Raw genomic sequence first — 19101 nt, forward strand, 5'->3', positions numbered from 1 at the left:
CAGTGTCGCTGTGCGGCGACGGCCACGGCACATGGGTGAGGGGGCACGTTCTTTCCCAGGCAGAAACCTGGCTCTCCCGCGCGCGCGGCGAACGACGGAACGTGGAGGTGTCGCCCGGCAGGAGGCGGAACGCGGAGGTGTCGCCCGGCAGAGGCGGACCCCGAGTCCCCCGTGCCGGTGCGTCACGACACCTCGTCACCGTCTCAGGGAGTTCGTCATGGCCAGGACCACCGTCAGCTTCGACAGCGCCGGCATCCAGATCGCAGGCCACCTCTACACCCCCGGCACGCCCGTGCCGGGTCCGCGGCCCGCGCTCGTGGTCGGTCACCCCGGTACCGGTGTGAAGGAGCAGACCTCCGGCACGTACGCGCGGCGGATGGCCGAGCGCGGGTTCGTCACCCTGGCCTTCGACGCCGCCTGCCAGGGCGAGTCCGGCGGTCTGCCCCGTGGCCTGGAGGACCCCGCCCAGCGGGTGGAGGACTTCAAGGCCGCCGTCTCGTACCTCACCGCCCGCGCCGACGTGGACGCCGATCGCATCGGGCTGCTGGGCATCTGCGCCTCCGGCAGCTACTCGCTGGCCGCCACGGGCGGCGACCACCGCGTCAGGGCCGTGGCGACCGTGTCCACCGCCGAGCCCGCCCGCCAGTTCCGTCTCGGCGCCGACGGCACCCAGGACCCGGCGGTCTTCCGCTCCCTGCTGGACGCTGCGGCGGCGGCTCGCAGCGCCGCAGCGCGCGGCGAGGACCCCGGCGCGATGACCATGTTCCCCGAGACCGCCGAGCAGGCCCGCGCGCTGGGAGGCGAGCACGGCGTCGAGGGCTTCGAGTACTACTGCACCCCGCGGGGCATGCACGAGCGCTCCGCCAGGACCCTCGCCTGGGAGAGCATCGACCGGATGGCCCTCCACGACGCGTTCTTCTCCGTCCCGCTGATCGGACCCCGTCCCATGCTCCAGATCATCGGCGAACGCGCCGTCACCGCGTGGATGGCCGTCGAGGCCCACCAGCGTGCCACCGGCCCCAAGGAGATCCACTGGATCGAGGGTGCGAGTCATGTCGACCTCTACGACAAGAAGGAGTACATCGACCCCGCGGTCGAGAAGCTCACCGACTTCTACGCCACCCACCTCACCACCGACTGACGAGCGGCGCGGCTACGGCCGTCCTCTCCTCGCCCGACAAGAGGCGAAGAGACGCCCACGGCGCGCCTTCACGCCAGATGGTTGTTCGCACAACTACCTTGTGGGTGCGCCGACTTGGCGACGGACGTCCGGTGGTCATGCGCCGGGCGCCCGACCGTATCGGGCGGCCGACGGCCTGCCCGGAACCGTGTCTCAGCAAGGAAAGACAGAACATGAAGATCGGCTTCGCACTCCCCCAGTTCCACAAGCAGGCCTTCGGTGTCTCCCGCATCGCCCATTTCGCCCGTGAGGTCGAGCAGGCCGGCGCCGCGAGCCTGTGGGTCGGTGACCGCAATCTGGCCGCGGTGTCCCCGAAGGTCGGCTACGGCGGTCAGGGCAACACCATTCCGGCCGAACTCAACCCGGCCGCCGACCCGTTCGTGCTGCTGGGGGCGGCGGCGAGCGTCACCGAACACGTACAGCTGGGTATGCACGTACTGATCGCGCCGCTGTACCCGCCGGTCCAGCTCGCCCGTTCGCTGACCACCCTCGACCTGGTGAGCGAAGGACGTCTGCTGCCCGGGTTCGGCATCGGCTGGTCCCCCGAGGAGTACGAGGCCGCCGGCCTGGACTTCCACAAGCGCGGCGCGCGGATGGAGGAGCTGCTCGACGTCCTGGACACCATATGGACCACCGACCCGGCCGAGTACAAGGGCAGCCACCTCACCGTGCCCCTCCATCACGCCCCGCTCAAGCCCCACCAGAGCCCGCGTCCGCCCGTCTACCTGGGAGCGATGTCCGAGCGTGCCCTGCGCAGGGTCGCCCTTCGAGGGGACGGCTGGCTGCCGCTGTGCGTGGTGCCGAGCTACGTCGACATCGACGGACTCGTCGCGCAGCGCGCCCTCATCGACGGCCAGGCCCAGGAGGCCGGCCGCGACCCGGCGGACATCGGCACGGTCCTCCGCGTCAACATCGACTCCGGTACCCCGACCACCGACGTCGTCGACACCATCAAGTCGGTGCACCAGCGCACCGGCATCGACCACTTCATGATCGATTCCCTCTACGCCGCCGACACGGTCGAGGACTCGATCGAGCTGGCCACCGAGATCCTCTCCCTGGTGAACGAAGGCTGAGTCGGGCCCCGTGTCCTCGTCGCACCCGCGGGGACACGGCTCACCGAGGGGCGTGCCGTCACGGCTCGGCCGTCACCCGATCCCGGCCGCCGCCTCGCCCTCGACCGGGATGCCGAGACCGTCGGCCACGGTGGTCAGCGTCGTCCCCAGCGGGAGTGCGATCCGGGTGACGGCGTGGACGTCACCCCGGGTCGCGTCCCGGTTGACGATCAGCACCGGCTTCCCGTCCTGCGCCGCCTGGCGGACGAAGCGGAGCCCGGACATCACCGTCAGCGAGGAGCCGAGGATCAGCAGAGAGGTGGCCGCACGAACCAGTTCGCGGCACTGCTCGACCCGAGCGACGGGCACGGACTCGCCGAAGAACACCACGTCCGGCTTGAGGATGCCGCCGCAGCGCGTGCAGGGCACCACCTGGAAGTCCCCGACCTGCTCGTCGGTGAGGTCGGCGTCGCCGTCGGGGTTGATCGCCGCGGCCACCGGTTCGAAGCCCGCGTTCGCCTCCTCCAGCCGGCGGGCGAGTTCGCGGCGCGGGCTGAAGGTGCCGCAGGACAGGCAGACGACCCGGTCCAGACTTCCGTGCAGCTCCACGACACCCTCGGTGCCCGCGGCCTGGTGCAGACCGTCGACGTTCTGCGTGATCACACCCGCGAGCAGGCCTTGCCGCGCGAAAGCGGCGACGGCCCGGTGCCCGGCGTTGGGGCGGGCCCGGCCGAACGTACGCCAGCCGAGGTGGCTGCGCGCCCAGTACCTGCGGCGCGCCTGCGCACCGCCGACGAAGTCCTGGTAGGTCATCGGGGTGTGCCGGCTCAGGCTCCCGCCCGCGCCCCGGTAGTCGGGGATGCCCGATTCCGTGGAGATGCCCGCTCCACTGAGCACCAGCACACCGCCCCGGCGCAGCGCGTCGGCGACCGGCTGCGGATCCGTGGTGCCGGGCGGCAGGTCTTCGGGCGGGGTCCAGCTCAGAGTGGGGCGCATGCGCATGCCACCAGAGTAGGCAACCGTCACCGTCTCGCCGCGCGGTCACGTCCACCGGGCGGACCGCGCAGGCAGACTCCCGATGAACTTTTTCAGACACGCGGTGGCGAAATCCGTCGTCTTCCGGCCATGGGCGGGCACGGGCCCCAACTGCGTCCTTTACACCTCCGTAATCCCCCGGCTGCTGGATGACACGGCCTTGACCAGGGGTGATGCAGGATTCCTTCATTGACGGCGGCCGCGGTGCTCATTAGCGTCGGCGCCATGAACCACCGAGCCCCCGTGGACACCATCGACGATCTGGACCGGCGCATCATCGCCGCGCTCCAGCTCAACGGTCGTGCCCCGTGGAGCGCGGTGGCACGGTGGGTGGACGCCAGCGAGACGACCGCCCAGCGGCGCTACCGTGCCCTGCGCGAGCGCGGGCTGCTGCGGGTCGTCGGGACCATGGAACTGGACCGGACGCGGGAGGGATCCTCCATGCTCGTCCGGGTGCAGGCCAGGCCAGGACGCGGGCTGGAGGTCGCGGACCGGCTCACCGACAGTCCGGACGTGCGGTTCGTGGCCGTCGTCACCGGCGCCGCCGACCTCATCGTCGACTTCGTGGCCCGCGACAACGAGGAGATGATGCGGATCCTGTTCACCGACCTGCCCGCGGCCGACCTCATCACCAGCACCGAGGCCGTACCGGTCATCCGCGCGTTCACCTCGGCGTCCATGTGGGACACCGGGCTGCTGCCCACCGAGGCGGCCGCCGATCTGCGGCCCGACTCCCTGGCGTCGTCCTGCGACCGCGCCGACTGGGACGTCACACCCCAGGCGCTCACCACCCTGGAGCTGGCGGTCGTGGCAGCCCTCAAGGAGGACGGCCGCACCCCGGTCAGCACGCTGGCCAGGAACCTGGAGCACACCGAGTCCAGCGTCGCGCGGGCCATGGACCGGCTGATCGCCCGCGGCATCCTGCAGTTCCGCACCCTGGTCGAACCGGCTCTGATCGGGTACGACGCGGAGTTCATGGTCTGGCTGTCGATCGAGCCCGACCGGCTCGACGCGGCGGGACGGCAGCTCGCCGGGCATCCGGGAACGAAGTTCCTGGGGGCGGCGACCGGACGCTTCAACCTGGTCGGGCACATGGTGCTCCCCCGCCGCGCCGACCTCTTCCGCTACACCAGCGACGTCATCGGGGCACTGCCCGGCCTGCTGGCCTCCGACGTGACCCTGCACCTCGTCACCATGAAGTACTCCTGGCACCGCATGGTCCGCCCCGCCGCCTGAGCGGACACCCGCCCGGCCGAGCACCCGCCGCCTCCACACACACCCCGCTCCCTCACTTTTCCCCGTCCTGTCCCCTTTCCTGCTCTGTCCCCCTTTCCCGTCTCCTGTCCCCGATTCCCGTGGAGTCACCATGCCCACAGACGACTCCGGCCTGCCCGCGGAGAGCTGGCGCTGGACCGAACCGACCTGGCGCGGCCACCTCGACGCCGTGCGCGCCGGACGCCGGCTGGTCCCCGACCGCTGGCCCGGCGGCGCCCGCGTCGCGGTCGCGCTCTCTTTCGACTCCGACCACGAGACGATCCCGCTGCGCGACGGCGAGACCAGCCCGGGCCGCCTGGCCCAGGGCGAGTACGGCGCCCGCGTCGGCGCGCCCCGGATCCTCGGTCTCCTCGCCCGGTACGGCGTACCCGCCACGTTCTTCATGCCGGCGGTCTCCGCCCTGATCCATCCCGAGGAGGCGCGCGCCTACACCCGGGACGGGCACGAGCTGGCCGTCCACGGCTGGATCCACGAGCGCAACATGCTGCTGGGCCGCGCCGACGAGCGGGAGCTGACCGCACGCGCCCTGGACACCCTCACCACGCTGACCGGGCAGCGGCCCGTCGGTATCCGTACGCCGTCCTGGGACTTCTCCGACTCGACGCTCGACATCATGCTCGAACTCGGCTTCGCGTACGACTCCTCGCTGATGGCCGACGACGAACCGTACGAGATCGTCGCCGACGGCAGGCCCACCGGTCTGGTCGAGATCCCCGTCGACTGGATCCGGGACGACGCGCCGTACTTCACGATGGACCGCTACGGCTCCGTCCGCCCGCACAGCCGCCCGGGCGACGTGCTGGAGATCTGGACCGACGAATTCGACGCCGCGTACCGCGACGGCGGTGTCTTCCAGCTCACCCTGCACCCGCACGTCATCGGGCACCGCTCACGCCTGGTGGCGCTGCGCGAACTCCTCGACCACATCGCCGCCCACTCCGACGTCTGGTACGCCACACACGCCCAGCTCGCCGACACGGCCCGTGCCGTGCTGGACAGCGGGGCCGCAGTCGGAAACGACCAGACGACCGCCCGTTCCGTCCCCGACGCCCCGGAGCAGACGCCATGACCACCGGATCCGCCACACCACCCGCCGGTCCCCTGTCCAAGGGCGGCGACTCCCCCGCCCCGGGCAGACTGAGCCGTGCCCAGCGCAAGGCGATCGTCGCCGGCACCATCGGCAACACCGTCGAGTGGGTCGACTGGGCCCTGTACTCGATCTTCGCGAAGATCATCGCTGACGAGTTCTTCCCCAAGGGCGACGGAGCGGTGGCGCTGCTGTCCACGCTCGCCGTGTTCGCCGTCGGTTTCGTGATGCGCCCGGTCGGTGCCGCGGTCCTCGGTGCCTACGCCGACCGCCACGGCCGCAAGAAGGGCATGACGCTCACGGTCGCGCTGATGGCGGGCGCCGGCTTCCTGATCGCGATCACCCCGAACTACGACACCATCGGCGTCCTCTCGCCGCTGATCCTGCTCCTGGCCCGGCTCGTACAGGGCTTCTCCGCGGGTGGCGAGTTCGGTTCGTCGTCCGCCTTCCTCGTGGAGTCGGCGGCCCGCGGCAGGCGCGCGTTCGCCGGGTCGTGGCAGCAGGTGTCGGTCGCGGGCGGTGTCCTCATCGCCTCGCTCCTGGGCACCCTCACCACCTCGACGCTCAGTGACGACGCCGTGCACTCCTGGGGCTGGCGTGCCGCGTTCGTCTTCGGCGGGCTCCTCGGCCTGGTCGGACTGTGGCTGCGCGTGACGGTGGAGGACACCGAGTCCTTCACCCAGGCGCAGGACACCGGCCGCACCCGTACCAACCCCGTCAAGACGATGTTCGTCGAGCACCCGGCCGCGACCCTACGCGTGGCCGGCATCACGATCGCGGGCACGCTGACCTACTACATCTGGGTCAACTACTTGCCCACGTACGCGAATCTGACCACCGGCATCCCGCTCAAGACGGCTCTGCTGTCGCAGACGCTGTGTCTGGTCGTGTTCGTGGTCGCGCTGCCGTTCGTCGGGCTGCTCTCGGACAAGATCGGGCGCAAGCCGACCATGGCGGCCTTCGCGGGCGGTTTCGTCGTCCTGGCCTGGCCGCTGCTGCACCTGCTGAGCGGCAGCTTCCTGAGCCTGTTCCTGGTCCAGCTCGTCGGCATGCTGCTGATCCTCGGCTACTCCGCCAACTGCGCCGTCATCATGGCCGAGCAGTTCCCTGCGGAGGTACGCGCCACCGGTATCGCCCTGCCCTACGCCCTCGCCGTCGCGGTCTTCGGCGGCACGGCCCCCTACCTGACCACCTGGATGCACGAGAACGGCCACAGCGACCTGCTGTGGATCTACGTCTCCGGCGCCGCCCTCATCTCCCTCGTCGTCTATCTCACGATGCCGGAGACCAAGGACAAGGAGTTCGACTGATGGCGCACGTGCTCGTCACCGGTGCCGCGGGCGGTATCGGCGGGGCGATCGCCGAGGAGTTCGCCGCACGGGGCGACCTGCTCACGCTCGCCGACCGCGATCCGGAGGCGTTGGAGCTGACCGCGGCACGGCTGGGCGGCGGCGCGGCGACGCACACCGCGGACCTCACCGACGCGGACGCGCCCGCCGCCCTGGTCGAGGCGGTCTGGGCGGCGCACGGTCCCGTGGACGTCCTGGTCAACGCGGCGGGTGTGTACCCGTCCCTCGACATGGCTCAGGTCGAGGCAGCCGCCTGGGACCGGCTGTTCGCCGTGAACCTGCGCGCCCCCGTGCTCGCCACCGCCGCGTTCGCGCGGCTCGCCATGGCGGCCGGACGGCCCGGCTCGGTCGTCAACATCTCCTCCGGTTCCGCGCTGCGGGCCCGCCCCGGCGGAGGGCCGTACGCGAGTTCCAAGGCCGCGCTGGAGATGGCCACCCGGGCCGCCGCCCTGGAGCTGGGCGAGCACGGCATCCGCGTCAACGCGGTCAGCCCCGGGTTCGTCCAGGTGTCCAGCGACTGCAATCCCGTCTCCGTCGAGTACGCCGCGGCCATCGGCGGCAACCCGCTCGGCCGCCCGGGCAGCCCCCAGGACATCGCCCGCGCGGTGTGCTGGATCGCGGGCCCGGACGCCTCCTGGATCACCGGGGAGGTCCTGCGCGTGGACGGCGGATCCAGTACCGGCGCACTGCACCTGCCCCGTATCTGGCAGCCCGGCGACACCCGCGCCACCCCGCACCCGGCGATCCCGGCCGCCCTCACGGAAGGACTCCCCTCATGACCGACCCCTCCCCGGAGCGGGCCGCGTACACCGTCGTCGGCGGGGGCGCGATCGGCGGCACGCTCGCCTTCGCCCTCGCGCGGGCCGGGCATCCGGTCACCGTCGTCGACACCGACCCCGCGCACGTGGCCGCGATCCGCGCCCGCGGACTCGTCGTCGCCCACGGCGGGTCCCGTACGAGCGTGCCGGTCTCCGCCGCCACTCCGGACGAGTTCACCGGCACCCTCGGACGGGTCCTGCTGGCCGTGAAGGCGCAGGCCACCGGTACGGCGGCAGCGTGGATCGCGCCCCGTCTGGAGCCGGAGGGATATGTCGTCTCGCTGCAGAACGGCTTCAACGAGGGCCTGATCGCGCGGTATGTGGGTGCCCATCGGACCGTCGCCGCGTTCGTGAACATCTTCGCCGACGTGGTCGAACCGGGTGTCGTCCTCGACGGCGGCGCCGGAGCCCTCGTCATCGGCGAGCCCGGCGGCGCCCAGGTCAGCCCCCGCGTCCGTGCGGTCGTGGCCGACCTGCAGAGCTGGGGTCCGGCGGTGGCCAGCGACAACGTCGAGGGATATCTGTGGGCGAAGGCCGGCTTCGGTGCGATGCTCGCCGCCACCGCCCTCGCCGACGCCCCCATGGCCGATCTGATCGACCGGCACCGGCCCGCGATGGCCGGACTGACCGGTGAGATCTTCGCCGTGTCCGACCGGCTCGGCGTCACCCTGGAGGCCTTCGACGCCTTCGACCCCCTCCCGTTCCGGCAGGGTACGGATCCGGCGGAACGCGGCACCGCCTTCGACCGCCTGAGCGCGTGGCTGCGTACGCAGGCGAAGGACCGCAGCGGCATCTGGCGCGACCTCGCCGTACGGCACCGGCCCGTCGAGGTGACCACGCACTACGCCGACGTCTTCGACCACGCGGCCCGCGAAGGACTCCCCACGCCGCTGCTGCGCACCGTCATGGACGGTCTGCGCTCACTGGAGGGTGCCCCGGACGGGATGTCGGAGGGACGGCTGGAGGAGCTGGACCGCCTCGCCGGGCAGGCGGCGCCCGGGCAGCTGGACGAGCCGAACCACCCTGCCCCGGCCGCGATGCCCGGCCGGCTGCCCGCGGCGGAACAGGCCGCGGCGGTCCGGCGCTGGCTCGACGAGCATCGCGAGGACATGGTCGCCGACCTCGACGCGTACACCTCCCAGGGCAGTGCCAGCGACGATCCGGCCGACCTCGGTGCCTGCCTGGGATGGCTGCGCGACTGGCTCGACCGGCGCCTGGGCACACCGGACGCCGAGGAGATCCTTCCCCGCGCGGGAACGGGAACGGGGGCTGGGGCTGGGGCTGGGGACATCCTCGTACGCCGCTATCCGGCCCGGGACGCCGTCGCCGAGGACGGCCGGCCTGTCCTGCTCCTCGGCCACTACGACACCGTGTGGCCGACCGGCACCCTCGACGACTGGCCCTTCCGGCGCCACGGCGACCACATCAGCGGGCCCGGCGTGTTCGACATGAAGGCCGGTCTCGTCCAGGCGGTGTGGGCCCTGCGCGCCCTCGACGCCCTGGGCCTGCCGAGGCCCGCCTGCACCCTGATGCTGAACGGCGACGAGGAGACGGGCAGCCTCGCCTCCCACGAGGCCATCGTCGCCGAGTCGCACGGCAGCAGGCTCGCCATGGTCTTCGAGGCAGCCGTGGACGGCGCGATCAAGACGGCCCGCAAGGGCGTGGGCCTGTTCACCCTGACGGTCACCGGCAGCGAGGCCCACGCCGGACTCGACCCCACCGCCGGGGCGAGCGCGGTGGACGAACTCGCCCACCAGATCCTGCACTTGGCCGCACTGCGTGCCCCGGACGCGGGCACCTCGCTCAACGTGGGCGTGGTGGAGGGCGGCACCCGCAGCAACGTCACCGCGGGACGCGCCGTCGGCCGCATCGACGTCCGTGTCGCCTCGGCGGCCGAGCAGCAGCGGATCAGCGAGGCCCTGGCCGCGCTGCGCCCGGTGGATCCGCGCACGCGCGTGGAGATCACCGGGGACTGGAACCGGCCCGTCTTCGAGCGGACCGAACAGGTCGCGGCGCTCGGGGAGTTGGCGCGCCGGTGCGCGGCGCTGCTCGGGGAGGACCTGCGGGAGGCGTCCGTGGGCGGGGCGAGCGACGGCAACTTCGTCGTGGCCGCGGGGACGCCCGTCCTGGACGGCATCGGGGCGGTCGGCTCGGGCGCCCACGCCCGCTCGGAGAACACCTCGGTGTCCGGCATGGTCGCGCGTTCCGCGCTGGCGGCCACGGTGCTGGTGTCGTTGGCCGCCGGCTAGCCCTGCCCGATCCATGTCCTGTCCCGCCGCGAAGCGCACTCGTCTTCGCGGCGGAGCAGGACTGTCACCGGTCGCCCGGCCCGGTCGTCAGCCCGCGGGCGCGATGGCCACGTTGTCGAAGGCGGCCCCGGTGTCGAAGACCCGGACACCGTTCGCTCCGCTGCGGTAGGTGCTGTCGCTGACGGAGATCTTGGGTGTCGTCATGTCGTCGACGAACACCTTGATCGACGAGCCGACGGCGGTCACGCGTATCCGGTGGGCCGAGCCGGAGCCGACGGTCGTGCGGGCGCTCGCCAGTTCCGTCCAGGAACCGTTCGCCCGGCCGAGGACCACCTTGCCGCTCGGGCTGATACCCGCGTAGTAGCCCGAGTAGCTGTCCCAGCCGGCCGACGGGCCGTTCACCCTGAACGTCAGACCCGCGTCCCCGCCGCCCGAGGTGACGGTGACGTCGGCGTCGTAGGTGAAGTCGGCGAAGTTCGTGTCGAGCAGCGCCTTGCCGCCCAGGTTCCGCCCCACCCGGTACTGTCCGCCGCTGACGGACCAGGTGCCGCCGTACGTCTTCCAGCCCAGCGCGTTGCCGTCGGCGAAGTTGTCCTTCACCTGCATGGCGATACGCCGGATGGTGCCGTCGGCGTTGAAGTGGAGGCGGTCGTAGGCGAGTTGGCGGTGGTTGCCGTCGGTCTCGCTGAGCGGACGGCGGTGGTAGACGATGTACCAGATGTCGGTGCCGGGCACGTTGACGACGGAGTTGTGGCCGGACCCCTTGGCGACCGCGGGGTCCTGGGCGAGTACCTTGTCGATCTTCCGGAACGGGCCGGTCGGCGAGTCGGACATCGCGTACGACACCGAGTAGTCGGGCCCCGTCCAGCCGCCCTCCGACCACATGAAGTAGTACTTGCCGTTGCGCTTGAACATGTAGGAGCCCTCGGTGAAGTTCTCGGGGGTGATCTCCTTGTAGGTGGAACCGTCGTCGAACGTGCCCAGGCTGGTCATGTCCGGGTTGAGCTTGACGACGTTGGAGTGGTGCCAGCCTCCGTAGAACATGTACGCCTGGCCGTCGTCGTCGATGAAGACGTCCTGGTCGATGGGCTGGGCCCCGTTGTGGAACTGCGAGATCAGCGGCTTGCCGAGGGCGTCCTTGTACGGGCCTTCGGGGCGGTCGGCGACGGCCACGCCGATGCCGCCCAGTTCGGAGTTGCTCTGGATGTCGTTCGCGGCGAAGTACAGGTAGTACTTGCCGTTCCGTTCGACCGGCGCGGGGGCCCACACCGCGTACTTGGCCCAGGAGACGTCCGCCGTCTTCAGGACGTTGCTGTGCTTGGTCCAGTGGATCAGGTCGGTGGAGGAGAACGCGTCGAGGTAGGTCTGCTCGGCGTAGGACTTGGATGCCGTGGGGTAGACCCAGAACGTGTCGTCGTAGACCGCGATGTCGGGGTCCGCGTACCAGCCGTCGACGAAGGGGTTGCCCGCCTCGGCGGTCGAATACTCCGGCGCCGCGACGGCCGTTGATGGTGAGAACAACGCCACCAGGCCGCCGACGAGCAGCGTGGCCCAGGCCTTGGCGGCGAACCCGGTCGATCGGACAGTCACGAGAACCTCCGTGGGGGGTGAGGCTGACGAGGGGTGACAACGTTGTCGGAACGTGCCGGGGCTTGCTGGGGCCCGATACCGGGAAGTTGTCCATGAGGTGGCTGTACGCAGGTGTTTACATCGTTGCAAGCGGGCTGTAAACCCTTTGCGCACAGATCGTCAGCTACAGGACCTCGGGCATGTCGCCCCCACACGCGGGGAGTTGCCGGCCTCGGGCACACGGACGGGATGAACGGCCTCGTCGGGGGCACTCGGCCTCTGCGACACCAACGGGTGCCGCGCCGTCCGACAGAGAGAGAAACCCGTGTACATCGGCCTGGGCACCATCGTCGTCATCGTCATCATCATCGCCGTCGTCATGATGCTGCGCCGTCGCTGACATGAGTTCGGCTTCGAGCGTGGTCCGTCGGGCCGGGGCGCCGGACCGGGTTCGTCCTGGTCGGCGCCGGCCTGCTCGGCACGGCGCCGACTCCTTAAGACGGTGACCGCTCGGTCCGGCGGCGGCTAGTCGGTGGCCAGCAGGCCCGCGCGGAGCTTGCCGAGGACCCGGGTGATCAGCCGCGACACATGCATCTGCGAGTAGCCCAGCTCGTCGGCGATCTGCTGCTGGGTGAGCTCGTCGACGAAGCGAAGGTGGATGATCCTGCGGTCACGCTCGTCGAGTCCGGCGACCAGCGGGGCCAGGGAGTGGAAGTTGTCGATGAGGTCGTAGGAGTTCTCCTCGAAGCCGATGAAATCGGCGAGCGCGGTGTCGGACTCCTCGTCCTGGTTCATCACCGCGGCGTCCAGCGAGGCGGCGTTGTAGCCGTTGGACGCCATCTGCGCCTGGACGACCTCGGAGGGCTCCAGCTGCATCAGCTCCGCGAGCTCCGCCGCCGAAGGAGAGCGCCCCAGCCGTGTGCGCAGCTCCTCGGTGGCCTTCGACAGTTCCAGCCGTGCTTCCTGAAGGCGGCGCGGAACGTGTACGGCCCAGCTCGTGTCGCGGAAGAACCGCTTGATCTCGCCGGTGATGTAGGGAACCGCGAAGGACGTGAACTCGACCTCGCGGGACAGCTCGAACCGGTCGATCGCCTTGATCAGGCCGATGGTACCGACCTGGACGATGTCCTCCATCTCCTGCGGGCCACGGTGCTTGAACCGGGAAGCCGCGTACTGCACGAGGGAGAGGTTCATCTCTATCAGGCAGTTGCGCACGTACTGGTACTCGTGCGTGCCCTCCTCAAGCTGCGTGAGACGGTCGAAGAACCGCTTTCCCACTTCCCGCGCGTCCCTGGGCGCGATGGAGGAAGGGTCCGCGTATGCGCGCTCGACGAGGTCCTGCTCCACCCCGGTGGCCCGGACACCGGCCCCGGTCCGTTCCTGCGCCGTCACGATGGTCATTGGGTCTCGCTCCTTGTGCCTCAAGCATGGCTGCCGTTTATGATCCTGCCCGCGCGTACCCGGGCAGCGGACTCGTACGCCCATGAATTTCAGCCGAGTGCCGAAGGGGCTCCGGGCCGCGACCCGGGCCGCTGCCGACGCCGCCCCAGCTTTCGCCCCGTGGTGCCTGCCTGGGAGTCAGGCGGCCTGGATGAGTTCCGCTCGCCCGAACAGCAGCGCGTATCCGGACGGGAGCCGGGCGAGGACGCGGTCGAGGAGGTCGGGACCCGCGAGGTCCGCGACGGCGGCGAGGACGGCTCCGGTGTCCCAGCGTGCGGTGGCCGGCGTCCCGCCCGTGCGGGTGGCGAGATCCTTGACGAAGCCCCAGCCCGTGAGCGGCCGGGGATCGGGGCTCTGGCCGGTGAGGACGAGGGCTGCCTCGGCCGGGAGACAGGCGGCGAGATCGCTCCGCTCCTCGCCGGTGAGCTGACGGCCCAGCGCCGCCAGCACGGCTCGGGTGACTTCCTCGGCCCGCTCCCTGGTGGAGTACGCGCCCTCGTACCGGATCCTCTCCAGCATCCGGTGAAACGTCGTGCCGGGCCGGGCGGTTGCCGGTTCACGCAGCGGAATCATCGGAGATCGTTGCCTTTCTCGCCCGTCGGGCGTAGTGCCGGTGGATGGGCTGACCGGTCCGGTGGGCACCGGTCGGCCCTGTTCCTGTTGTTGCTGTTGCTGTTGCTGTTGCTGTGAGCACGCGGGCGGAGGACGGGACCGGGTCCTCAGCCGCGGATCTGCCTGTGCTCGGACCCTCCGCCGATCGAGACCTTGCGGGGCTTGGCGCGCTCGGCGATCGGGATGCGCAGGGTCAGCACCCCCGCCTCGTAGTCGGCCGTGATGCGCTCGGTGTCAAGGGTGTCGGCCAGGACCAACTGGCGCGAGAAGGCGCCGACGGGCCGCTCGGAGAGTTCCATCTGCACGTGGTCGGCCTTCGCGGCCGGCCGGCGCTCGGCCTTGACGGTGAGCATGTTCCGCTCGACATCGACCTCGACCGCGTCCTTGTCAACGCCGGGCAGATCGAGAGCGATCACGTACTCCTCGCCGTCCCGGTAGGCGTCCATCGGCATCACCGAGGGCCTGGACCAGGTGCCCGTCGCACCGGTCAACTGCTGGGCGAGCCGGTCGAGTTCGCGGAACGGGTCAGTGCGCATCAACATCGCGAAAACACCTCCACTGGTCTGGCAGTAACTGCCAATGCGCTTGATCTGACACCGTTGTAGCATGTCATCCAAACGATGACAACTGAGATGTCATCCAGAGGACGACAATCAGTAAGACGTCCGAGAGGACCCTCATGCCCGCTGCCCCCGAACCCCTCGACCCCGCCTCGCTCCTCGCCGCCAAAGCGGCGCTCGACACGATCGGCGAAGCGGTCCGTGCCGCCCGGACCGCGCGGCCGGACCCGCCCCCGGAGGACGGGCGAGCCACCGCCGACCAGGCGCTGGCGGCGCTCGTGCTCCTGCGTGAACTGCGCGAACAGCTCGCTGGATGGGAGCCGGGGCTGATCGAGGCAGCGCGGGCGGCGGGCTCCAGCTGGGCGGAGCTGGCCCAGCCCATGGGTGTCGCCAGCCGCCAGGCCGCCGAGCGCCGCTACCTGCGCGTACGCCCCGGGCTGTCCGGCAGCACCGGCGAACAGCGCGTACAGGCCACCCGGGACCACCGGGCCGCCGACCGCACCGTCTCCGCCTGGGCGCGGGCCAACGCCGCCGAACTGCGTCAGCTCGCCGGGCAGATCACCGCTCTCACCGATCTCCCCGCCCGGGCGCGCAGCCCTCTGGCCCGGCTCGCCGACGCCCTCGCCGCCGACGACGCCACCCGCCTCATCGGCCCGCTGACCGAGACGCACACCCACCTCAAGGCCGCCCACCCCGACCTCGCGGCGCGCATCGACTCCATCAGTGACAGCACGGACCGGCTCCGGCAGGCCCGCGGCGGCGACGGAACCACCTTCTGAGGACCGGAGGCGACAGGGTTCGGCGGGCGCCACGCCGTCCCTGGTTCAGCGGGTGCGCCGCAACCTCACCGCGGCGACGATGCCCAGCACCGCACCCACCGCGAGTACGACGAGTCCCTTCAGCCAGACATCGCGCTCGATCTGGGTCGCGAGCACGACGCAGGAGGCCGCCCCGAGGATTGGCACCACGGACGGGGCCCTGAAGTGATCGTGTTCGGTGGCATCGCGACGCAGCACGAGCACAGAGGTGTTGACGAGGAAGAACACCACGAGAAGGAGCAGGACCAGGGTCGAGGCGAGTGTGCTCACATCGGCGGTCAGCGCGAGCAGCAGCGAGAGCGCCGTGGTGGTGGCGATGGCGGCCCACGGCGTACGCCGGCCGGGCAGCACCTTCGTCAGGAAGCTCGGCAGCAGGCCGTCCCGGGCCATGCCGTAGGCCAGCCGCGACGACATGATGCCGGTGAGCAGCGCGCCGTTGGCGACCGCCACCAGGGCGATGGCGCTGAAGAGCTTCGTGGGGACCCCGCCGGCCGCTCGGACGACTTCGAGGAGCGGCCCGCTGGACTCGGCCAGCTTCCCTGTCGGCACGGCCGCCGCCGCGGCGGCCCCGACCAGGACGTACACCGCGCCCGCGGTGACCAGCGCGCCGAAGAGCGCCCTGGGGTACGCGTGCCGGGGATCGCGGGTCTCCTCGGCGACGTTGACGGACGTCTCGAACCCGACGAACGAGTAGTAGGCGAGGACCGCCCCGCTGAGCACGGCGGCGGCAGGCCCCTTGCTGGTGGTGCCCAGATCGGTGAGCCGTCCCATGTCCCCGTCGCCGCGGAGCACGATCCAGGCCCCGAGACCGATCACCAGCAGCAGTCCGCCGACCTCGACGACCGTCGCGACGGCGTTGGCCCTGGTCGACTCGCTGATGCCCCGGGCGTTCAACAGTGCCAGCGCGGCCAGGAAGGCGATCGTGACGAGCACGACCGGAAGCGAGACGAACTCGGACAGGTAGTCGCCGCCGAACCCGCGGGCCAGGGCCCCCACCGACACGACGCCCGCGGCGAGCATGCAGAAACCGGCGAGGAATCCGGCGAAGGGCCCGTAGGCCAACGTGGCGTAGTGGGAGGCGCCGCCCGCGCGCGGATACTTGGTGACCAGTTCGGCGTACGAGGCGGCCGTCAGCAGCGCCAGGCACAGGGCCACCAGGAGCGGGGCCCACACGGCACCGCCGGCATCGGCCGCGACCTGCCCGACCAGGACGTACACGCCCGCGCCGAGAACGTCGCCGAGGATGAAGAAGTAGAGCAGCGGGGTGGTCAGAGCTTTCTTGAGCGCCGTGGGGGCTTCAGAGGTCCGGGGCGCGGCTTGGGGAGTGTGCACGGAGCGCCGGGTACCCCGTGCGACGGGTTTGCGACGTGGCGAATGGAGGGCTCGTGGCGTCTTCGGTGAGGCGCCCGTCGTGGTGTTTCGGCACGCCGCGTACGAGCCTGCGGTCCTTCGGCCGGGTTCTCACTCCGGCGTACGGTCAGGCCGTCAACGTCGACAGCTCCTTGTTGGCGCGCTCGGTGACCAGGGCCAGGACGCGGCCGGCGGCGGCCAGGTCCTCGGCGGGGATCCCGCCCCAGATGCGGGCGGAGACAGGGGCGGTCTCCGCGCCGACGGCGGTGAGCAGTTCGCGCCCCGCTTCGGTGGGACGGAGGTGCGCGCCGTCGGCGACGAGCAGGTGCTTGGCCAGCAGCTCGTCGAGCGTGGCGCGGATGCCGGCCGGATCCGCCTTGAGGTAGCCCTGGACCTGGGTGACGAGGTCGTCCGGCGTCTGCGGGGTGTCGGAGGTGATGGCGGCGCGCAGGGCGACCTGCTGCTGGAACGTGGCACCGTGCCGGGCCAGGACATGTTCCAGGACTCCGCGGGCGGCGTAGTGGGCCAGGGCCAGGTCGCGGGCGTTGGCGACGGGCGCGGGGGTGTTCGCGGAGGTCGTGTCCGCGGAGGTCGTGATTGTGGTGGTGGACTCGCTGGTGGTCATGGTGTTGTCCCCCTGATTTCTCGTCAATTGCTCTCGTCGTTCGGTACGGATGGAGCGAGCGGTACGTCGAGCAGGGCCGTCAGCTCGTCGGTGAACGCCCGTGTCCGCGGGGCGTCGAGGCCGCCGAGCGGCTCCAGCAGCTGCTGGAGCAGTTCCTGGACCACCGTGATGGCCTGCCGCGTGACGGCCTCGCCCTGCTCGGTGAGCGCCAGCTGCACGGCACGCGGGTCGCGGGGATCGCGGGTGCGCTCGATCAGGCCGCTCGACTCAAGTGCGCGTGCCAGCTTCGAGACGTACAGCGCCTCCAGGCCGGTGTGGTCGGCGAGACGGCGCTGGCTGGGTCGCTCGCCGGTGCGCCGCATGCCGAACAGCGACGCGACCAGCGAGTACTGCGCGTGGGTGAGCCCCAGTGGAGCGACCGCGCGATCGACCGCGACGCGCCATTTGTTGGCGAGCCGCCACACCAGGAAGCCGGGTGTGGGGCCCGGTGAACCCTTGCTCATGCCAAGTAGAGTACATAGACATAATGTCCATGGCTACTATTTTACGGGGCCACCGCTGGAGAGGGTCCTCAGAGGATCTCGGCGCCCAGGGCGATGTCGAAGCCGGCGCCGTTGGCCGCCAGGCCCACCAGGAGGAGGCCGGCCCATTCGAGGGCGTGGGTCATCTCCAGTCCTCCCGCGTCGAGGGGCCGCATGTCCAGGCTCTCCAGAAACGCCGCGACACGCGCCTTCGCCTCGGCACCGTCGCCGGCGAAGAACACGTCCCGGGGCTCGTCCTCGGCAAGGACGCCTCGGAAGATCGAGTTGAATGCCTTCACCACGTGCGCACCCTCCGGGGCGACGGCGGCGATCTGCTGGGACACCGACTTGCCCGGGGTGGTCACAAGCCCGCTCGCGTCGGCGTTGAACGGGTTGGTGATGTCGACGAGGATCTTGCCGGCCAGCGCGTCGCCGTAGTGCGTGACCACGTCGACCGCGCCGGTGTACAGGACGGCCACGATGACGATGTCACCCGCCGGCCTCGCACCGAACGCGCCGACGGTGGCTCCGTCGCCGATCCGGTCGGCGAGCGCCTGGGCCTTGGCGGTGTCGCGGCTCATGAGCTCGACGGTGTGGCCGTGCTTCGCCGCCCGGGTGCCGATGGTCGCGGCCATGTTGCCCGAGCCGATGATGCTGATGGTGGTCATGACGTGTGTTCCCTTGTTGTGTATGGACCAGTTGGCCGCCGGGTCTTGCCTGCATGCGCGACCACGGGCAGCGCGCTCAGATCACCGTGGTGCCGCCGTCGGCGACCAGTTCCATGCCGTTGACGTAGCTGGAGTCGTCCGAGGCGAGGAACAGCGCGGCCGACGCGATCTCCTCGGGGCGGCCCATCTCCCGACGCGGGATCACGGATTCGAACTGCGCCTTCATCTGTTCGTCCATCACCTGCTCCAGGATCGGCGTGGCGACCTGGCCGGGAGTCAGCACGTTCACCCGGATCCTCCTGTCCCTCAACTCGGACACCCACACCCGTGCGTACGCGGGCAGCACGGCCTTGCTCGCCGCGTACACACTCCAGTCGGGGTAGCCCCTGAGCGATGCGTTCGACCCGGTCATGAGGATCGAGCCGCCGTCGTTGAACAGCGGCAGCGCCTTCTGGACCGTGAACAGCGTGCCGCGCGCGTTCAGCGAGAAGGCGGCATCGAACTGCTCCTCGGTGACCTCGCCGAGCCTGCCCTGCTCCCCCGTCCCGGCACTTGTCCACAACACGTCGACAGCACCCTTCTCCCGCTTGACCGTCTCGAACAGGCGGTCCAGGTCGTCCAGGTCGGCCGCATCACCCTGCACGCCGGTCACGTTCCGGCCGATCAGCCTGACCGCTTCGTCCAGCGCGTCCTTGCGCCGGCCCGAGATGAAGACGTGCGCCCCTTCGTCGACGAACAACTTCGCACCGGCCAGCGCCATCCCGCTGGTCGCTCCCGTGATCACCGCAACCTTGCCGTCGAGCTTTCCCATGACTGCTCCATCCACATGCCGTGCCGGCGTTAAGCACACCGTGTCGAGTACTTAACGTATCGGACGGTTGCGAGGGGTG

At 70.7% G+C, this 19101-nt stretch carries 18 protein-coding genes; 8 read left to right on the forward strand and 10 right to left on the reverse strand.

All coding sequences use genetic code 11. The features are described 5' to 3' along the window. The first annotated feature begins 217 nt into the window (after positions 1–217). Positions 218–1141 carry an alpha/beta hydrolase gene (locus C6Y14_RS01020; RefSeq protein ID WP_107014499.1) on the forward strand — a complete coding sequence of 308 codons (924 nt, stop codon included), beginning with the start codon at positions 218–220 and terminating at the stop codon, positions 1139–1141. A 212-nt stretch (positions 1142–1353) separates the two neighbouring features. Beyond that, positions 1354–2256: a TIGR03619 family F420-dependent LLM class oxidoreductase gene (locus tag C6Y14_RS01025; RefSeq protein WP_107014500.1), complete on the forward strand. Its 903-nt coding sequence runs from the start codon at positions 1354–1356 to the stop codon at positions 2254–2256. A 72-nt stretch (positions 2257–2328) separates the two neighbouring features. Here C6Y14_RS01025 and C6Y14_RS01030 read toward each other — a convergent pair whose 3' ends face one another. After that, on the reverse strand, positions 2329–3237 hold the full coding sequence (locus C6Y14_RS01030) for an NAD-dependent protein deacetylase (RefSeq protein ID WP_107014501.1): 909 nt from the start codon (positions 3235–3237) through the stop codon (positions 2329–2331). A gap of 258 nt (positions 3238–3495) precedes the next feature. Here C6Y14_RS01030 and C6Y14_RS01035 point away from each other — a divergent pair, with 258 nt between their 5' ends. The 5 genes from C6Y14_RS01035 to C6Y14_RS01055 all read left to right on the forward strand — a co-directional run bounded on the left by C6Y14_RS01035 (position 3496) and on the right by C6Y14_RS01055 (position 10048). Continuing rightward, positions 3496–4506, forward strand: a complete 1011-nt coding sequence (locus C6Y14_RS01035; protein ID WP_107014502.1) for an Lrp/AsnC family transcriptional regulator — start codon at positions 3496–3498, stop codon at positions 4504–4506. Between the two features lie 130 nt (positions 4507–4636). After that, positions 4637–5614, forward strand: a complete 978-nt coding sequence (locus C6Y14_RS01040; protein ID WP_107014503.1) for a polysaccharide deacetylase family protein — start codon at positions 4637–4639, stop codon at positions 5612–5614. Continuing rightward, the gene (locus C6Y14_RS01045; RefSeq protein ID WP_225890820.1) at positions 5611–6942 is read left to right on the forward strand and encodes an MFS transporter; all 1332 of its coding nucleotides are present in this window, start codon (positions 5611–5613) and stop codon (positions 6940–6942) included. The genes C6Y14_RS01040 and C6Y14_RS01045 overlap by 4 nt, the downstream gene beginning before the upstream one ends. Continuing rightward, positions 6942–7760, forward strand: a complete 819-nt coding sequence (locus C6Y14_RS01050) for an SDR family NAD(P)-dependent oxidoreductase (RefSeq protein ID WP_107014504.1) — start codon at positions 6942–6944, stop codon at positions 7758–7760. Before C6Y14_RS01045 ends, C6Y14_RS01050 begins: the two co-directional genes overlap by 1 nt. Continuing rightward, complete coding sequence (locus C6Y14_RS01055) at positions 7757–10048, forward strand: 2-dehydropantoate 2-reductase (RefSeq protein WP_107014505.1); 2292 nt, start codon at positions 7757–7759, stop codon at positions 10046–10048. Before C6Y14_RS01050 ends, C6Y14_RS01055 begins: the two co-directional genes overlap by 4 nt. 87 nt (positions 10049–10135) lie before the next feature. Here the strand turns inward: C6Y14_RS01055 and C6Y14_RS01060 are convergent, their stop codons facing one another. The 4 genes from C6Y14_RS01060 to C6Y14_RS01075 all read right to left on the reverse strand — a co-directional run bounded on the left by C6Y14_RS01060 (position 10136) and on the right by C6Y14_RS01075 (position 14211). Next, positions 10136–11638 (reverse strand): glycoside hydrolase family 43 protein, encoded by a 1503-nt coding sequence (locus tag C6Y14_RS01060; RefSeq protein WP_107014506.1) that lies wholly within the window; start codon positions 11636–11638, stop codon positions 10136–10138. Between the two features lie 504 nt (positions 11639–12142). Beyond that, complete coding sequence (locus tag C6Y14_RS01065; RefSeq protein WP_107014507.1) at positions 12143–13018, reverse strand: SigB/SigF/SigG family RNA polymerase sigma factor; 876 nt, start codon at positions 13016–13018, stop codon at positions 12143–12145. 177 nt (positions 13019–13195) lie between these two features. Further along, entirely contained in the window at positions 13196–13630 is a 435-nt protein-coding gene (locus C6Y14_RS01070) for a DUF2267 domain-containing protein (protein WP_107014508.1), read from the reverse strand. Positions 13631–13776: 146 nt separating this feature from the next. Continuing rightward, positions 13777–14211: an Hsp20/alpha crystallin family protein gene (locus C6Y14_RS01075; protein WP_107014509.1), complete on the reverse strand. Its 435-nt coding sequence runs from the start codon at positions 14209–14211 to the stop codon at positions 13777–13779. A gap of 137 nt (positions 14212–14348) precedes the next feature. On the opposite strand from C6Y14_RS01075, the gene C6Y14_RS01080 reads away from it, so the two are divergent. Then, positions 14349–15008 carry a type III effector protein gene (locus tag C6Y14_RS01080; protein ID WP_107014510.1) on the forward strand — a complete coding sequence of 220 codons (660 nt, stop codon included), beginning with the start codon at positions 14349–14351 and terminating at the stop codon, positions 15006–15008. 45 nt (positions 15009–15053) lie between these two features. Here the strand turns inward: C6Y14_RS01080 and C6Y14_RS01085 are convergent, their stop codons facing one another. From C6Y14_RS01085 to C6Y14_RS01105, 5 genes are all read right to left on the reverse strand, one after another. After that, positions 15054–16379, reverse strand: coding sequence for an APC family permease (locus C6Y14_RS01085; protein ID WP_107014511.1), 1326 nt, complete (start codon positions 16377–16379; stop codon positions 15054–15056). 145 nt (positions 16380–16524) lie between these two features. Further along, entirely contained in the window at positions 16525–17022 is a 498-nt protein-coding gene (locus C6Y14_RS01090; RefSeq protein WP_199854584.1) for a MarR family transcriptional regulator, read from the reverse strand. A 23-nt stretch (positions 17023–17045) separates the two neighbouring features. After that, positions 17046–17525 (reverse strand): MarR family winged helix-turn-helix transcriptional regulator, encoded by a 480-nt coding sequence (locus tag C6Y14_RS01095; RefSeq protein ID WP_107014512.1) that lies wholly within the window; start codon positions 17523–17525, stop codon positions 17046–17048. A gap of 68 nt (positions 17526–17593) precedes the next feature. Further along, positions 17594–18211 (reverse strand): NADPH-dependent F420 reductase, encoded by a 618-nt coding sequence (locus C6Y14_RS01100; protein ID WP_107014513.1) that lies wholly within the window; start codon positions 18209–18211, stop codon positions 17594–17596. 76 nt (positions 18212–18287) lie between these two features. After that, positions 18288–19022: an SDR family NAD(P)-dependent oxidoreductase gene (locus tag C6Y14_RS01105; protein ID WP_107014514.1), complete on the reverse strand. Its 735-nt coding sequence runs from the start codon at positions 19020–19022 to the stop codon at positions 18288–18290. Positions 19023–19101: the final 79 nt, after the last annotated feature.

This window comes from Streptomyces dioscori (assembly GCF_003024195.1).
GTDB classification, from domain to species: Bacteria; Actinomycetota; Actinomycetes; order Streptomycetales; family Streptomycetaceae; genus Streptomyces; species Streptomyces dioscori.

Bases quoted from the DNA above. Each gene is read 5' to 3' on its own strand.
- C6Y14_RS01020 (WP_107014499.1), top strand. From the start codon at position 218: ATGGCCAGGACCACCGTCAGCTTCGACAGCGCCGGCATCCAGATCGCA.
- C6Y14_RS01025 (WP_107014500.1), top strand. From the start codon at position 1,354: ATGAAGATCGGCTTCGCACTCCCCCAGTTCCACAAGCAGGCCTTCGGT.
- C6Y14_RS01030 (WP_107014501.1), bottom strand. From the start codon at position 3,237: ATGCGCATGCGCCCCACTCTGAGCTGGACCCCGCCCGAAGACCTGCCG.
- C6Y14_RS01035 (WP_107014502.1), top strand. From the start codon at position 3,496: ATGAACCACCGAGCCCCCGTGGACACCATCGACGATCTGGACCGGCGC.
- C6Y14_RS01040 (WP_107014503.1), top strand. From the start codon at position 4,637: ATGCCCACAGACGACTCCGGCCTGCCCGCGGAGAGCTGGCGCTGGACC.
- C6Y14_RS01045 (WP_225890820.1), top strand. From the start codon at position 5,611: ATGACCACCGGATCCGCCACACCACCCGCCGGTCCCCTGTCCAAGGGC.
- C6Y14_RS01050 (WP_107014504.1), top strand. From the start codon at position 6,942: ATGGCGCACGTGCTCGTCACCGGTGCCGCGGGCGGTATCGGCGGGGCG.
- C6Y14_RS01055 (WP_107014505.1), top strand. From the start codon at position 7,757: ATGACCGACCCCTCCCCGGAGCGGGCCGCGTACACCGTCGTCGGCGGG.
- C6Y14_RS01065 (WP_107014507.1), bottom strand. From the start codon at position 13,018: ATGACCATCGTGACGGCGCAGGAACGGACCGGGGCCGGTGTCCGGGCC.
- C6Y14_RS01070 (WP_107014508.1), bottom strand. From the start codon at position 13,630: ATGATTCCGCTGCGTGAACCGGCAACCGCCCGGCCCGGCACGACGTTT.
- C6Y14_RS01075 (WP_107014509.1), bottom strand. From the start codon at position 14,211: ATGTTGATGCGCACTGACCCGTTCCGCGAACTCGACCGGCTCGCCCAG.
- C6Y14_RS01080 (WP_107014510.1), top strand. From the start codon at position 14,349: ATGCCCGCTGCCCCCGAACCCCTCGACCCCGCCTCGCTCCTCGCCGCC.
- C6Y14_RS01090 (WP_199854584.1), bottom strand. From the start codon at position 17,022: ATGACCACCAGCGAGTCCACCACCACAATCACGACCTCCGCGGACACG.
- C6Y14_RS01095 (WP_107014512.1), bottom strand. From the start codon at position 17,525: ATGAGCAAGGGTTCACCGGGCCCCACACCCGGCTTCCTGGTGTGGCGG.
- C6Y14_RS01100 (WP_107014513.1), bottom strand. From the start codon at position 18,211: ATGACCACCATCAGCATCATCGGCTCGGGCAACATGGCCGCGACCATC.
- C6Y14_RS01105 (WP_107014514.1), bottom strand. From the start codon at position 19,022: ATGGGAAAGCTCGACGGCAAGGTTGCGGTGATCACGGGAGCGACCAGC.